This window comes from Gordonia sp. SGD-V-85 (assembly GCF_001456905.1).
In the GTDB taxonomy this organism is placed as follows: domain Bacteria; phylum Actinomycetota; class Actinomycetes; order Mycobacteriales; family Mycobacteriaceae; genus Gordonia; species Gordonia hongkongensis.
The window spans coordinates 12,072-26,529 of the sequence record NZ_LNQO01000008.1; the positions used below are offsets into that span (position 1 = coordinate 12,072).

Below are 14,458 nucleotides of genomic sequence, written 5' to 3' on the forward strand. Positions count from 1 at the left end.
CGTCAGCTCCCGGTACCGGCGCGGCGGGCGGCGGCCGGGGGTTGCAGTTCCAGGGGGAGCGGACGGCCGAGGAACGCGAACGGACGCGGATCGCCGGTGAAGGTGAAGTGGCGCAGGACGTCGGTGAAACCCATCCGCCGGTACAACGACCACGCGCGGTTGTCCTCGGCGGGGATCTCCGGGGTCGACAGCAGCACATGGCGTTCGGGCCGATCGGCCAGCAGCCGGGCGAGGAGCGCCTGTCCGATCCCACGGCCCTGGGCGGTCGGGTGGACGTGCAGCTCGGTGAGCTCGAAGTAATCGCGCGCGATCGCCTCGACCGTCTCGGGCGGTCGGCCCGTCTGGCGGAGTCCGAGCCGCAGCTGCTGGTTCCACCACTGACCGGTCGCGCCGGTGTAGCCGTAGGCGATGCCGACGAGCAGGTCGTCGGGTCCGAAGCCGACCGGTGGACCGACCCGGCGCCGCGCGGCCGGCATGGTCCGCGCCTCGTATGGGGTCACCGTCTCGACCGCGCCCACCGCACGCCATCCGGGCCGCGCGATGTGTTCGCGCCAGAGCCCGGCCCGATGGATCTCCGTACCGCGCGGATAATTCATCGCGGTCACGTAGATCTCCAGGGCCGGCTCGAGCCAGGCCCGGGCGTCCTGGCCACTCAGGCTCACCAGGCGGATGGTCAACGGATTTCCGTTCTCTGCATCGTTCGTCCTGCGTCGTCGACCTGCAGACGAGGTCGGCTGCCGCTGGGGCGGGCCGCCCTCTGCCGGGGGCATCGCGTCGCAGGCCACTTCCGGGAATTGTCCTATCGATGATGCACACTCGGCAGGAATCGGCCCGCAGGTGGTGGCGTTGTACTCCCCGGCGGGGGTTTCGGGTCACAGATGTCTTGAACGCCGACGCCGGGATAGCTATATTGAACGTGTCGAACGGATGTTCGATGAATGTGCCTCCGCAAGCTGTTCGCGTTCATCCGACGACACGGTCCGGCGGCGGACGAGGGAAGCGTCTGCCGCCGGACACAGCCCATACGCACGAGGAGGACGACATGGCCAGACACCGCAGCGCCACGGCTCTCACCCACGCGGCGCCCGTCGACCCGGTGATGGTCGGTCGAGCGCGCGATCTCCTCGAGCGCGCACACGTGCTCTTCGACAATGCCGACGGCGTCGACGACGACGTCGAGCGGTTCCGCCAGCTGTACCTCGTCGCACTCCGCGCCTCGGGCGCGGCCCTTGCCGTGCACGAACCGGTCGGGACCGTGCGGCGCAGGACGTCGAACGCCTGGACCCGCATCGGTGTGGTCGCCCCCGAGCTGGCGCCGATCGCCGCCCGGTTCGCCGCGCTGTCGCCGGTTCGGATGAAGATCGAGTCCGGGATCATCCGCACGATCGACCCCGACAGCGTCGCCGGCATGCGGCTGCTCGTCCTCGACTTCCTGCGTCGGGTCGAGACGATGGTCATCGCCTACGAGCAAGGAAAACTCGGTGCCGAAGCGCCGCAGATCGGCGCGACGGCGTGAATCCGGCCACACTTTGCGGTTTCTGGCACCGCCCGGTCGTCGGCAACAGCGAGTAATGGTGGTCGCGGTCGATTTCACCTCGTATCATGGGACGATATAGGCGCAGACGCCTTTCCGGTCGCGGGTGACCTTCGTCGGCGTCACGGATCAGTGAGAAGGAGGGTCGGTGCCACTTTCGGAGCACGAGCAACGCATGCTCGAACAGATCGAGAGCGCGCTGTACGCGGAAGACCCCAAGTTTGCGTCCAGTGTCAAGCGTCGGCGCCTTGGGAAGTCGAGCGGTCGTCGTCGCCTGCAGGCGGCAGCGGCCTTCGTCGTCGGCCTGGTGATGCTGGTCGGCGGACTCATCGTCAACATCAACATCGGCGGATTCCCGATCGTGAGCCTCCTGGGCTTCCTGGTGATGTTCGGGGCCGGCCTCTTCGCACTCTGGGGAGACAACAACACCGCCGAGGCGGGCTCGTCGTCGACCAGGTCCGGCAAGAAGCAATCGGGGTCGTCCGGCGCCAAGCGCAAGCTGTCGGAACGCATGGAGGAGCGATTCAATCGCCGGTTCGAGCAGGAGTGATCCGCTGATCCCGACTCCGCGTTCGTCGATCGGCTGACCGACTCCCGCAACTTCGCATACGACTGAGCCGCGTGCCTTCGGGCACGCGGCTCTTTCATGTCCTCGATTGCTCTCCAGAGCACGCTGAACGGGTTCGGGCGCACGGCCGACGGATTCGGGCGCACGATCGACAGGATCGGACGCCCAGTCGACGATCCTCGCGCTTCTTTACCGGCATCCCCACTTCTCCCCACCGGCGATCCCCACTTCTCCCCACCGGGACGCCCCACTTTGCCCCACTAGAGGATCTATGCCTGGATTTCCCGCCTCTCGAACCTCATCGGTGTCTCTGGTCACACGCTTGATGCGCTTCTTTCGGCCCGTGACGCGCCGGGGACACGCGCGTTCATTGTCAACTTGAGCTCCCTGAACTGGGAATTTGCTGTCAGTGGGTGAATGCGGGGGCGGTGGGGGTGGAAAGTGGTGGAAAGTGGGGTACTGTGGCAGCACTGGGTGAGGCGAGATACGACGCGGAACCCGGTGGGCAGGAGGTGTCGACGTGTCCGTGCGATTCGTCGGTACCTACACGCCCAAATTGGACGACAAAGGGCGGCTCACGTTGCCCGCCAAGTTCCGCGATGCACTGGCAGGAGGGGTAGTGGTCACCAAAGGCCAAGATCACAGCTTGTCGGTGTACCGGACCGAAGAGTTCGACGCGATAGCCGCTCGGATCGTCGAGGCGTCTCGGAACGACCCTGATCTGCGCGCGTTCCAGCGGACGTTCTTCGCCGGTTCGGAAGAGCAGCGACCGGACGGTCAGGGCAGGATCAGCCTGTCCGGCGACCATCGCGTGTACGCGGGGTTGTCCAAGGAGTGCGTGGTGTTCGGCAGCTTCGATCACCTCGAGATCTGGGACTCGGCCGCATGGAACGAGTACCAGACGCGGCACGAGGAGAACTTCTCGGCCGCCAACTCAGCCGCGCTGAACGCGGTGCTGTAGCCGGAGGACCGGCCCGCCACACCGCCGAGACAGCAACACCAACGACAGCAACCGACCAGAAACCGACCGAAGAGACAGCAACCGATGGGCGAGTTCGGTGCCCAGCGGCTTCGGGTGGCACGAGGCCCCGGCCCGGTGGCGACCCTGGCGTACTTCCCCAACGCCAGGTGCGTGATCGGGTCGGGACCCCGCTCCATCCGATCGCCTGCTCTCGCCGACCCGAGGCATCCGCCCACCGCCGATACCGCATACATGCCGATGGGGGGTCTTCATCATGGTCGATGCCGAGGACGAACCGCGTCGGTCCGGCGAGTTCGGTCACATCCCCGTCATGGGTGCGCGCATCGTCGAACTGATGACCCCCGCACTGGATTCCGACGATCCGCGCGTCTTCCTCGACGCCACGCTCGGCGCGGGCGGGCACAGTCAACTGGTTCTCGAGTCGTTCCCGAACGTCCGCGTGGTCGGCATCGATCGGGACGCCTCGGCACTGGACATCGCCCGCGAGCGCCTGACGTCGTACTCCGACCGGATCTCGCTGCACCAGGCCACCTTTCACGAGATCCGCGACGTGATGGACGCAGCGGGGGAGTCGGTCATCGATGCCGCACTGTTCGATCTCGGGGTGTCGTCGATGCAGCTGGACCAGGCCGGACGCGGTTTCGCCTATGCGGTGGATGCGCCGCTCGACATGCGCATGAACGCCGACGACCCGCTCACCGCCGCCGACGTGCTCAACACGTACTCGCACGGCGAATTGGCCCGTGTGCTCTCCGATTACGGGGAGGAGCGCTTCGCCGGCCGGATCGCCTCGGCGGTCCTGCGGGAGCGGGACAAGGAGCCCTTCACGACCAGCGCGCGTCTCGTCGAACTCCTCTACGACGCCATCCCGGCCGCCACCAGGCGGACCGGCGGGCACCCGGCGAAGCGGACGTTCCAGGCGCTGCGCATCGAGGTCAACCACGAATTGGATGTCCTGCGTAAGGCTCTGCCGGCCGCGCTGGACGCGCTCGCCGTGGGCGGACGGATCGCCGTGATGAGTTACCAGTCTCTCGAGGATCGGATCGTCAAGCGCGAGTTCGCGACGCGCACATCGTCCACCTCGCCTCCCGGCCTCCCGGTCGAGTTGCCCGGCACGGCACCGGAGTTCCGTCTCGTCACACGGGGCGCCGAACGTCCGGACGAGAACGAACTGGCCACCAACCCGCGCTCGGCGCCGGTGCGTGTCCGCGCGATCGAACGAGTCGAGAAGAAGGGCTGAGCATGACCATCCTGCACGAGGCCCCGTCGCGGTCCGCCGGGGACGAGCGCGATTCGCGACGGTCACGCCGAACCCGCATCGAGTCCGAACGTGCGACGCGATCGAGGGCCGCCCAGCGGGCACTCGACCGTCGACACCGACGCTCCGCGGCGGGTCGTGCCACGCCGCCGCGTCGTACCGGCGGCGGACTGTCCATGACCGGGGTGTCCCTGCGAGAGCGACTGCAGCACACCCCGTTTGTCGTGCCGGTGATCGCGTTGCTCGTCCTCGGACTCGGTCTCAGCCTGTGGTTGTCGACCAAGGCGGCGCAGGACTCCTACAAGCTGGGAATCGAGCGGACGCAGAACCAGTCCCTCATCGATCAGCGCGACGCGCTCAAGCGCACGTACGAATCGGGCAACTCGGCGCCTGAATTGTCCGACAAGGCAGCACGTCTCGGCATGATCCCCGCCGACAACCCCGCTCGGATGATCGTCGACGACCCGCGACGCCCGCGCGTGGTGGGCAAGCCGGAGCCCGCGTCCGGGCGTCCGATGGGGAGCCTGAATCCCGATACCGCACCGGATCCCGCGGAATCGATCGACCCGAGCGAGGTCGACGACTCGATCGGGCTGGGCGGCGGATCGGGTTCCGCGGGACCCGAGGCGGGCGGGACGTCCACACCGCAACCCGCACCGTCGCAACCCACATCGTCGCAACCGGCATCCGGCGACCCGGCGGCCGGCGGACCGTCTCCGTCGCAGACCGCACCGCCCGGCGCGAATCCGCTCCCGTCCGGGGCGAGTCCGGCTCCCTCCGGGGCCGGTGCCGTGCCCCCGGCCGCGCCGTCGGCCCCGACTCCGGCGCCGAATGTGGTGCCCGCCCCGTGAGTTCGCCCCGATCCGCGCTTCCGAAGTGCGCTGGATCTCCGGCGCCATCTCCAACCCGCCGGGGTCAAATCCGGGGTAACCACGTTGAAGCGGTGAACAATTGACGACCATGACACGTGCGACCTTCGAGCGGCTCGGCGCCGGCCCGTCGCGTCCGGGACGCCGACCTGGGCGTGGACCCGGGGCGGGGTCGGGAGGATCGGATCGGAAGGGGCCCGGCGGGCGGAACGGCCGTGGGCCGCAGGGTTTCGTCTTCCGTGCGCGCGCGGCGGGCGTGGTGGTCCTGCTGGTCGTCCTCGCCGTCGCGGTCAAGATGATCGTCGTCCACACGGTGCAGGCGAGTTCGATCTCTGCCGAGGCCGCACAGCAGCGCGAGTACACGCAGGTCCTCACCGCCAAGCGCGGTGCGATCCTCGACCGCAACGGGCGCCCGCTGGCCTACACCGACGAAGCGCGGTCGTTGACGTTCCTGCCCAAGGCCGTTCGCAAGACGATCGAGGAAGAGCACCGCAAGAACCCCGCGCTTCCCGACGTCGAGACCAGGCTCGAGGAGATCGCGAAGGGGGTGTCGGTGGCCCTCGGTGGTTCGATCAGCGAGGAGGATCTCCTCGAGAAGGTCACCGGCGAGGACACTTTCGTGTACCTCGCGCGGTCCGTGAGCCCCGACGTCGCGTCCCGGATCACCGAGGACTTCCCGGAGGTCGGTGCCGACCCGCAGAGCATCCGCCTGTACCCGGGTGGGTCGCTGGCGGCGAACGTGGTCGGCGACGTGAACTACGACGGCAATGGACTCATCGGGCTCGAGGCATCGCTGGACTCGATCCTGTCCGGGACGGACGGCTCGCGGACCTACGACCGGGGATCGGACGGGGCCGTCATCCCCGGCAGCATGCGCAACGTGCACCCGGCTCTCAACGGGGCGACGGTACGCCTCACCCTCGACTCCGACATCCAGTGGTTCGTCCAGAGCCAGGTCATGAAGGCCAAGCAGGCATCGGGTGCGCAGGGCGCGTCGGCCGTGGTGCTCGATGCCAAGACCGGTGAGGTGCTGGCGATGGCGAACGACGGGACGTTCAACGCATCCATCCCGTTGTCCGATCAGCCCGATGCCGAGCTGGGCAACCCCGCCGTCACCTCGCCGTTCGAGCCGGGTTCGGTCAACAAGCTCATCGCCGCCGCGGCCGCCGTCGAGTACGGCATCACCCGGCCCGAGACGGTGCACCGTGTTCCGGGCAGCATCCGGATGGCAGGGGTGACGGTGCGCGACGCCTGGGAGCACGGGGTCGAGCCGTACACGACCACCGGCATCTTCGGTAAGTCGTCGAACGTCGGCACCCTGATGCTCGCGCAGCGGATCGGCGAAGAGCGCTTCGCCGACATGGTCAAGAAATTCGGTCTCGGTCAGCGAACCGGGGTCGGCCTGCCCGCGGAGAGCGCGGGAGAGGTTCCCGCCCTGAGTCAGTGGTCCGGTGGCTCGTTCGCCAACCTGCCCATCGGACAGGGCCTTTCGATGTCGCTGCTGCAGATGACCGCGATGTATCAGGCGATCGCCAACGACGGCTTGCGCATTCCGCCGCGCATCCTGGCGTCGGAACAGCGGGACGGGTCGGCGCCCGACGACCGGGCGCGGCCCCAACCCGTCCGGGTTGTGAGCGAGTCCACCGCCCGGACCGTCCGGGACATGTTCCGGTCGGTGGTGCAAGACGACCCGACCGGTGAGCAACAGGGCACCGGGACCAAGGCGGCCGTCGACGGCTACCAGGTGAGCGGCAAGACCGGCACCGCGCAGCAGGTCGATCCATCCTGTGGGTGCTACTCGAACTCGCGGTACAACATCACGTTCGCGGGCATCGCCCCGGCCGACAACCCGCGCTACGTCGTCGGGATCATGCTCGACAACCCACGGCGCAGTTCCGACGGGTCGGGCGGTCAGTCGGCGGCTCCGCTGTTCTCCACCATCGCGTCGTGGATGCTCCAGCGCGCCCAGGTGCCGCTGTCCGCGCCGACGCCGCGGCTGACCCTGACCGCGCGGTAGCGCCCGCGGCGTCCGTCGCCGATCAGCCGAGCACCCGGACAGGTGCGGCCACGGGCGCACCGTGTGCCGTGGCGTCGGGGCGGGTCGGTATCGTGAGTGCGATTCTGCGCCTCCCGACGAGGCACCGACGCACCTCGCGGCACAGCCCGGTCCGACGTCCTGACACCGACACCCGTACCGAGCAGTCCCGCACGACCAGCACAGTCCCGAGGAGCGAGCATGTTCGCTCGCCCGTGGGAAACGCCGAGAGAAGAACCGAGGAGGCGAGGAGCACCGATGGCGTCTCGTCGACCATCACCCGACCGGAGTGGCGGACCCATCCGTCCGCGTCATGTCACGCCGACACCGGTGTCCGTGTTGTCCACCGCCACCGGGGCCCGACTCGACCTGGTCGGCGGCGCCGACGCCGAGACCCAGGTGACCGGGGTCGTCCTGCGGGCGCAGGACGTCCGGCCCGGTGACCTGTTCGCCGCTCTGCCCGGGGCCAGCACGCACGGCGCGAAGTTCGCCGATCAGGCCGTGGCGGCCGGTGCGACGGCCATCCTCACCGACCCCGCCGGCCGGGCCGAACTGGCTCGCGTCCTGCCGCCGGAGACGGCCGTCGCGGTCCTCATCCATCCCGCTCCCCGCACGGTTCTCGGCAATGTCAGCGCCCGCGTGTACGGCAATCCGTCCCAACGACTCAAGCTGATCGGCATCACCGGCACGTCGGGCAAGACCACCACGTCCTATCTGGTCGAGGCCGCCCTGCTGGCCGCCGGGCACTCGGTAGGGCTCATCGGCACCGTCGAGACCCGCGTGAACGGCGTCGCCCAACCGAGTTCGCTGACCACGCCGGAGGCGCCGACCCTGCAGGCCCTGCTCGCAGCGATGCTCGAGGACGGCGTCGACATCGTCGTCATGGAGGTGTCGAGTCATGCGCTGGCGCTCGGTCGCGTCGACGGTGCGCATTTCGCGATCGGCGCGTTCACCAACCTCTCGCAGGACCACCTCGACTTCCACCTCACGATGCGCGCCTACTTCGACGCAAAGGCCCAGTTGTTCGTCCCGTCCGCCCCGACGCACGCGGTCCGGGCGGTCGTGTGCGTCGACGACGAGTGGGGTCGGCGAATGGCCGAGCTCGCCCGGCGGCCGGGCGAAGCTGCCCATCTGCAACCGGTCCTGGTGTCCACCGGGCCGACGTCGGCCCACTGGCATGCGGGTGAGTCGTCGCTCGCCGACGACGGCTCGTCACGCACCCCGTTCACCGAGCCGGACGGTGAGCACGAGCTCCTCATCCCATTGCCCGGCCGGTACAACGTGGCCAACGGGCTCCTGGCCGTCGCCGTGGCACACGCCGCCGGGGTGCCGGTGCCCACCGCACTCGAGGCGGTCGCGTCGGTGAGCGTCCCGGGACGCCTACAGCGCATCGATCGTGGACAGCCGTTCCTGGCCCTCGTCGACTACGCGCACAAGCCGGGCGCGATCGAGGCGGTGCTGGCGACACTGCGCGGGCAGACGACCGGACGGGTGGCCATCGTCGTCGGTGCCGGCGGCGATCGCGACACCGGCAAACGGCCGCTGATGGGGGAAGCGGCCGCGCGCGGTGCCGAACTCGTGGTCGTGACCGACGACAACCCGCGTACCGAGGACCCGGGTGCGATCCGGGCCGAGGTGCTCGCCGGTGCACAGGCCGTGCCCGGAACCGAGCGCCCCCGCGGCGCGGAACCGATCCGGGAGATCGGCGATCGCGCCGCCGCGATCGAGGCGGCCGTCGCCTGGGCACGGCCCGGCGACATCGTGCTGGTCGCCGGCAAGGGACACGAGGCAGGACAGGAGATCGACGGCGTGAAGCATCCGTTCGACGATCGGGAGGTCGTCGCCCGTGCGCTCGAGTCCCGCGCAGCCGAGGCTCCGGGTGCGGTCGCGGAGAGCGAACGATGACCACCGGAGCGGTGACGGTCATCCGCGGCGATGCGCCGGTGTCGGTCGACGACGCCCGCCGGCTGATCCGGCGCCTCGCCGAGTCCGCCGGCGCCGGCCGCACCTGGGCGGTCATCGCCGAGCTGGCCTCGCCGGCCGGCCTGACCGAGAACCAGCGCGTCGTCGAACACGATCTGCTGGGTCGCCTGGCGGTCCGACTGGCCGTCGACAAGACTCTCTGCGTGGGGGATTCACGATCGGTGCACGCGCTGCACCAGGGCGCGGTCATGGAGGGTTCGTGGGGTGACGAGGCGCTTATCGTCGAGTCCGTCGACGCCGCCGCCCGACTCGCCGACACCGAACCGGACTGGCAGCCCACCGCCGGCGACGTCATCCTGCTGGCCGCGGCCGGCGCCGATCTCGACTCCGTGATCACCGCGTGGTCCGAGCGGGGCGGATGGCGGGTCGTCGACGCCCCTGCCGGCGACGAGGCGGCACCGTGAGCGCTCGCGCGGGCGTGAGTGGGCCGACGATGCCGCTCCGCCGCGGGGTGTCAGGCAGGTTCGGGAAGATCGCGGTCGGGAACAGACCGGTCGCGTACGGAGAGGATGCGGGGGCAACGCGGTGACACAGATACTCCTCGCGGGGGCGATCGCGATCGCGGTGTCGATCCTGCTGACGCCGGTCCTCATCAAGGTGTTCTCCCGGCAGGGCTTCGGGCAGGAGATCCGGGTCGAGGGCCCGCAGAGCCACCAGACCAAGCGCGGGACCCCGTCGATGGGCGGCGTCGCGATCCTGGCCGCCCTCTGGGCCGGCTATTTCGGCGCCCACCTCGTCGGGGTCTTCACCGATGCCGGGAACGGGCCGACCGCCTCCGGACTGCTCGTCCTGGGGCTGGCGACCGCGTTGGGCGTCGTCGGGTTCCTCGACGACATCATCAAGATCCGCAAGCATCGCAATCTCGGTCTGAACAAGACCGCGAAGTCGATCGGGCAGTTCATCGCCGCCATCCTCTTCGGCATCCTGGTGCTGCAGTTCCGCAACGACTACGGCTACACGCCGGCGAGCACGAACCTGTCCTACGTCCGCGACATCGATGCGATCACGCTCGGGTCGGTCGTGTTCGTGGTGTTCTGCTGGCTGGTGGTCGCGGCCTGGTCGAACGCGGTGAACTTCACCGACGGGCTCGACGGCCTGGCCGCCGGCTCGATGGCGATGGTCCTGGGCTCTTACGTCCTGGTCACCTTCTTCCAGTTCGTCAACGCCTGTGCGGGCGGCGCGAAACCGCCGAGCGAGATCCCCACCGGCTGCTACCAGGTCCGTGACCCCCTCGACCTCGCGCTCATCGCGGTGGCCGGCGGTGGAGCGTGCCTCGGCTTCCTCTGGTGGAATGCGGCGCCCGCCAAGATCTTCATGGGCGACACCGGCTCGCTCGCCCTCGGCGGCATGCTCGCCGGTCTGTCGATCACCACGCGGACCGAGTTGCTCGCGGTCGTCATCGGCGCGCTGTTCGTCGCCGAGATCATGTCGGTGGTGATCCAGATCGCCTTCTTCCGGACCACCGGTCGTCGCGTGTTCCGGATGGCGCCGTTCCATCACCACTTCGAACTCGGTGGCTGGGCGGAGACCACGGTGATCATCAGATTCTGGTTGCTCACCGCCATCGCCTGTGCGCTCGGCCTGTCGCTGTTCTACGGCGAGTTCCTGACCACCAATGGCTGATCGCCCGGCGGCGGTCCCGACCCCCGGGGGGCCCGACCCGCGCGCACTGGCCGGCCGGACCGTCGTGGTCGGCGGGGCCGGGACCGCGGGGTTGTCCGCCACCCGGTTCCTGGTGACGCTCGGCGCGCATGTCCTGCTCGCCGACGACCGGTTCGCCGGTGCTGACGCGGCGCCCGTCGACCGGAACGCCGCGGCCGCGGCGGTCTCCGGGGTCGCCGAACTGATGTCCCAGGGCGTCGAACCGGTCGCCGTCTCGGATCTGCTCACCGGTCCCGGGCGACTGGCGACGGCCACGGTCGTGATCGTGTCACCCGGCTTCGCGCCCACCCACCACCTGGTGGCGGCCGCGGCCACCGCCGGCGTACCGGTCTGGGGCGAGGTCGAACTGGCCTGGCGCGTGGACGCCGCGGGACTGCTGGGCGAACCACGCACCTGGCTTGTCGTGACCGGCACCAACGGCAAGACGACGACCACGTCGATGCTCGCCGGGATCGTCGAGGCGTCGGGCCGCAGGGGTGCGGCCTGTGGCAACATCGGGCTCCCGGTGCTCGACGCGATGCAGGCCGAGCCCAGGGTGGACGTGCTGTGCGCCGAACTGTCGTCATTTCAGCTGCATTGGGCGCCGTCGGTCCGTCCGCATGCGGGAGTCGTGCTCAACGTGGCCGAGGATCACCTCGACTGGCACGGGACCTTCGAGGCGTACGCACTTGCCAAGGCGGGAGCGCTGCGCGGTGCGGTGAGTGTCGTCGGACTCGACGACCCGGTCGCGTCCGGCCTGCCCGCCGCGGGCCGCCGGATCGGTTTCACGCTGCGCGAGCCGCAGCCCGGACAGCTCGGCGTCGCGGACGGTGTGCTGATCGACCGCGCCTTCGACGCGGGCCGGTTGTACGACGCCGACGAGGTGCGCCCGGCCGGACCGTCGGGTGTCGCCGATGCGCTGGCCGCGTCGGCTCTCGCGCTCGCGGCCGGCATCGGGCCGGAGGCGATACGGGCGGGGCTGGCGTCCTTCCGGCCGGCCGGTCATCGCGGCGAGGTCGTCGCCTCGCGGAACGGGATCGACTTCGTCGACGACTCCAAGGCCACCAACCCCCACGCAGCCCAGGCGGCGGTCGCCGCCCTCGACCGAGTCGTCCTCATCGCGGGCGGTCTGCTCAAGGGTGCGTCGATGGACGAGATGCTCACCGCGGTGGGCGATCGGCTGGCCGGGGTGGTCGCGATCGGCCGTGACCGAGACCTGGTGATCGAGGCGATCGCGCGACACGCCCCAGAAGTCCCAACAGTCACAGTATTCACAGGGGACGATGGCACGGTGAACGTGCATCGTCCGGGACAGGCCGGTCCCCAAGCCTCAGCAGTTGATCTCCCGGGGACGGGCTCCTCGACATCGGTGGCGGTCATGGACCGGGCCGTCGAGGAGGCGTGGGTGCTCGCGGAGGCGAGCCCGTCCGCGCCCGACGCCGTGCTGCTCGCACCCGCGGCGGCCTCGCTGGACATGTTCGCCGGATACGGCGCGCGCGGTGACGCGTTCGCCGCCGCCGCGCGTCGGATCGCCGGCTCGCCCGACACCGGACGCTGAGTCGGATGAGCAGCCGGAACCCGGCCGCAGACAACGACCCCGTCGACGATGCCGATGACCGCAGCGGTCTCGACGGCGTCGCAGACGATGGTGTCGCTGCCGACAACGGGAGCGCTGATGACGAGACCGGCGGGGACGCCGGTGGCGGGACGCGCACGAGAGACGAACGGCCGGGCGTGAAGGGCGGGACCGGTGGCAGGTCGGCACCGGACGACGCCTCGGGCCGCTCCGCAGGTGCGGCAGCAGCGACCGCCGCGTCGATCCCGGCGATCGTGCTCGACGCCATCCGCAACCTGTTGGCACGTCCGCTGGCGTCGTATCAGCTGATTCTCACGATGTCGTTCCTGCTCACCACATTCGGCCTGGTGATGGTGCTCTCGGCGTCGTCGGTCGAGGGGTATTCCAAAGAGGGTTCGGCGTACGGGCTGTTCGCCACGCAGGTGATCTTCGCCCTGCTCGGCCTGGTGGTCTTCTACTTCATGCTGCGGATTCCGGTGCGGCTGCTCCGACGGTTCGCCGCTCCCGCGATGTTCGTCGCGGTGGTGCTCCTGGCGCTGGTCCTCATCCCCGGCGTGGGCACGCTCAGTCAGGGCGCACGCCGCTGGTTCGTCATCTACGGCCTGTCGGTGCAGCCGTCGGAGCTGGTGAAGGTCGCGTTGTGTATCTGGGGTGCGCACCTGCTGGCCTCGCGCCGGCGGGACAACGCCTCCCTGCGCGAGCTGCTGGTCCCGCTCGTCCCGGTGGCCATGCTCGTGTGCCTGCTCATCATCCTCGAGCCGAACCTGTCGACGACGATCACCATCGCGATCATCGTCGGTGCGCTGTTGTGGTTCGCGGGACTGCCGGTCAAGGTCTTCGTCTCGTTCGCGGTGTCCGGCATCGCGCTCGCCGTGATCCTCGCCCTGGCCGAAGGCTACCGCTCGCAGCGCGTGATGAGCTTCCTCGGCAACGTCGACGACCCGCAGGGGGCCGGCTATCAGGCGCGCCAGGCGACCTACGCGCTCGCGAACGGCGGGGTCTTCGGCGTGGGCCTCGGCCAGTCGAGTGCCAAGTGGAACTATCTTCCGAACGCGCACAACGACTTCATCTTCGCGATCATCGGCGAGGAGCTCGGGCTCCTCGGCGGGCTCATGGTGGTGTTCCTGTTCGTCGTCCTCGCCTACATCGGCTTCCGGATCGCATCCCGGTCGACCGATCCCTTCCTGCGCCTGATGTCGGCGACCATCACGGTGCTGATCACCGCGCAGGCGTTCATCAACATCGGCTACGTCATCGGATTGCTGCCGGTGACCGGAATCCAGCTGCCGCTGATCTCGGCCGGTGGCACGTCGACGCTGACCGTCCTCGCGATGCTCGGTTTGCTCGCCAACGCCGCGAGGCACGAACCCGAGGCGGTCGCGACGCTCACCGGCGGGTCGCCGAGCCGCGTGGCACGGTGGCTGCGCCTGCCGACGCCGGTGGCCTACCGACAGACACGGGCGGAGTCGCTGCGCGATCGACTGGACCAGCGTCGCACGGCCGGTCCGCGTCCGACGGCCGGTGCCGGTCGCGGCGGCCGGGGACCGCAGTCGCGTCGCCGTCCGCCGAGCGGGCCCGCGCCGTCGGCCGATGCCGGACGTGGCCGTCGACGCTTCCCGTTGCCCTGGCGGCGTGCCGCCGAGACGTCGCAGCGGCGTGCCGCCCCGTCGCAGTCCGCGCGGGACGATCGGCGGCAGGGTCGGTCGTCGACGCGATCCGGTGCCGGCGACACCCGAGGAGCCCGGTCGGCGGCCTCCGGCCGGGCGGGTGTCCCGCGCGGGCGGGCCCGGCCGGGGACTTCTTCGCGGAGCGGCGTCGACTACGGTGTCGGGTATCGGGGGAGCGGGTCGTATGTACGCGGCGCCGGGAGCGGAGCGAGCGGGTCGTATGTACAGGGCGCCGGGAGCGGAGCGAGCGGGCCGTATGTACGCGGCGCCGGCCGTCGGTGACCGGCGGCCGGGGCGGCTGAGGTGCGGGCCCGCGACGGGAGATCTCCCGGCCAGAAGCCCGCG

General features: G+C 69.9%; 12 protein-coding genes. 11 read left to right on the top strand and 1 reads right to left on the bottom strand.

The window, feature by feature from the left end:
* Positions 1-2 precede the first annotated feature (2 nt).
* Positions 3-677: a GNAT family N-acetyltransferase gene (locus AS181_RS11275; RefSeq protein ID WP_058251703.1), complete on the bottom strand. Its 675-nt coding sequence runs from the start codon at positions 675-677 to the stop codon at positions 3-5.
* Between the two features lie 365 nt (positions 678-1,042).
* On the opposite strand from AS181_RS11275, the gene AS181_RS11280 reads away from it, so the two are divergent.
* The 11 genes from AS181_RS11280 (at position 1,043) to ftsW (ending at position 14,395) form a co-directional block, all read left to right on the top strand.
* Positions 1,043-1,516, top strand: a complete 474-nt coding sequence (locus AS181_RS11280) for an SAV_6107 family HEPN domain-containing protein (protein ID WP_058251704.1) — start codon at positions 1,043-1,045, stop codon at positions 1,514-1,516.
* 166 nt (positions 1,517-1,682) lie between these two features.
* Positions 1,683-2,084 carry a DUF3040 domain-containing protein gene (locus AS181_RS11285; RefSeq protein WP_058251705.1) on the top strand — a complete coding sequence of 134 codons (402 nt, stop codon included), beginning with the start codon at positions 1,683-1,685 and terminating at the stop codon, positions 2,082-2,084.
* A gap of 538 nt (positions 2,085-2,622) precedes the next feature.
* Positions 2,623-3,063 (top strand): division/cell wall cluster transcriptional repressor MraZ, encoded by a 441-nt coding sequence (gene mraZ, locus AS181_RS11290; RefSeq protein WP_058251706.1) that lies wholly within the window; start codon positions 2,623-2,625, stop codon positions 3,061-3,063.
* 274 nt (positions 3,064-3,337) lie between these two features.
* Positions 3,338-4,324 carry a 16S rRNA (cytosine(1402)-N(4))-methyltransferase RsmH gene (rsmH, locus tag AS181_RS11295; protein WP_058251707.1) on the top strand — a complete coding sequence of 329 codons (987 nt, stop codon included), beginning with the start codon at positions 3,338-3,340 and terminating at the stop codon, positions 4,322-4,324.
* Between the two features lie 2 nt (positions 4,325-4,326).
* Positions 4,327-5,193: a hypothetical protein gene (locus tag AS181_RS11300; protein ID WP_058251708.1), complete on the top strand. Its 867-nt coding sequence runs from the start codon at positions 4,327-4,329 to the stop codon at positions 5,191-5,193.
* Positions 5,194-5,302: 109 nt separating this feature from the next.
* Complete coding sequence (locus tag AS181_RS11305) at positions 5,303-7,228, top strand: peptidoglycan D,D-transpeptidase FtsI family protein (RefSeq protein WP_058251709.1); 1,926 nt, start codon at positions 5,303-5,305, stop codon at positions 7,226-7,228.
* 276 nt (positions 7,229-7,504) lie between these two features.
* Entirely contained in the window at positions 7,505-9,151 is a 1,647-nt protein-coding gene (locus AS181_RS11310; protein WP_058251710.1) for a UDP-N-acetylmuramoyl-L-alanyl-D-glutamate--2,6-diaminopimelate ligase, read from the top strand.
* Entirely contained in the window at positions 9,148-9,633 is a 486-nt protein-coding gene (locus tag AS181_RS11315) for a hypothetical protein (protein WP_058251711.1), read from the top strand. The genes AS181_RS11310 and AS181_RS11315 overlap by 4 nt, the downstream gene beginning before the upstream one ends.
* Positions 9,634-9,754: 121 nt before the next feature.
* Positions 9,755-10,852 (top strand): phospho-N-acetylmuramoyl-pentapeptide-transferase, encoded by a 1,098-nt coding sequence (gene mraY, locus AS181_RS11320; protein ID WP_058251712.1) that lies wholly within the window; start codon positions 9,755-9,757, stop codon positions 10,850-10,852.
* Positions 10,845-12,428 carry a UDP-N-acetylmuramoyl-L-alanine--D-glutamate ligase gene (gene murD / locus AS181_RS11325; protein WP_058251713.1) on the top strand — a complete coding sequence of 528 codons (1,584 nt, stop codon included), beginning with the start codon at positions 10,845-10,847 and terminating at the stop codon, positions 12,426-12,428. The genes mraY and murD overlap by 8 nt, the downstream gene beginning before the upstream one ends.
* Before the next feature lie 5 nt (positions 12,429-12,433).
* Entirely contained in the window at positions 12,434-14,395 is a 1,962-nt protein-coding gene (gene ftsW / locus AS181_RS11330; RefSeq protein WP_058251714.1) for a putative lipid II flippase FtsW, read from the top strand.
* Positions 14,396-14,458 lie beyond the last annotated feature (63 nt).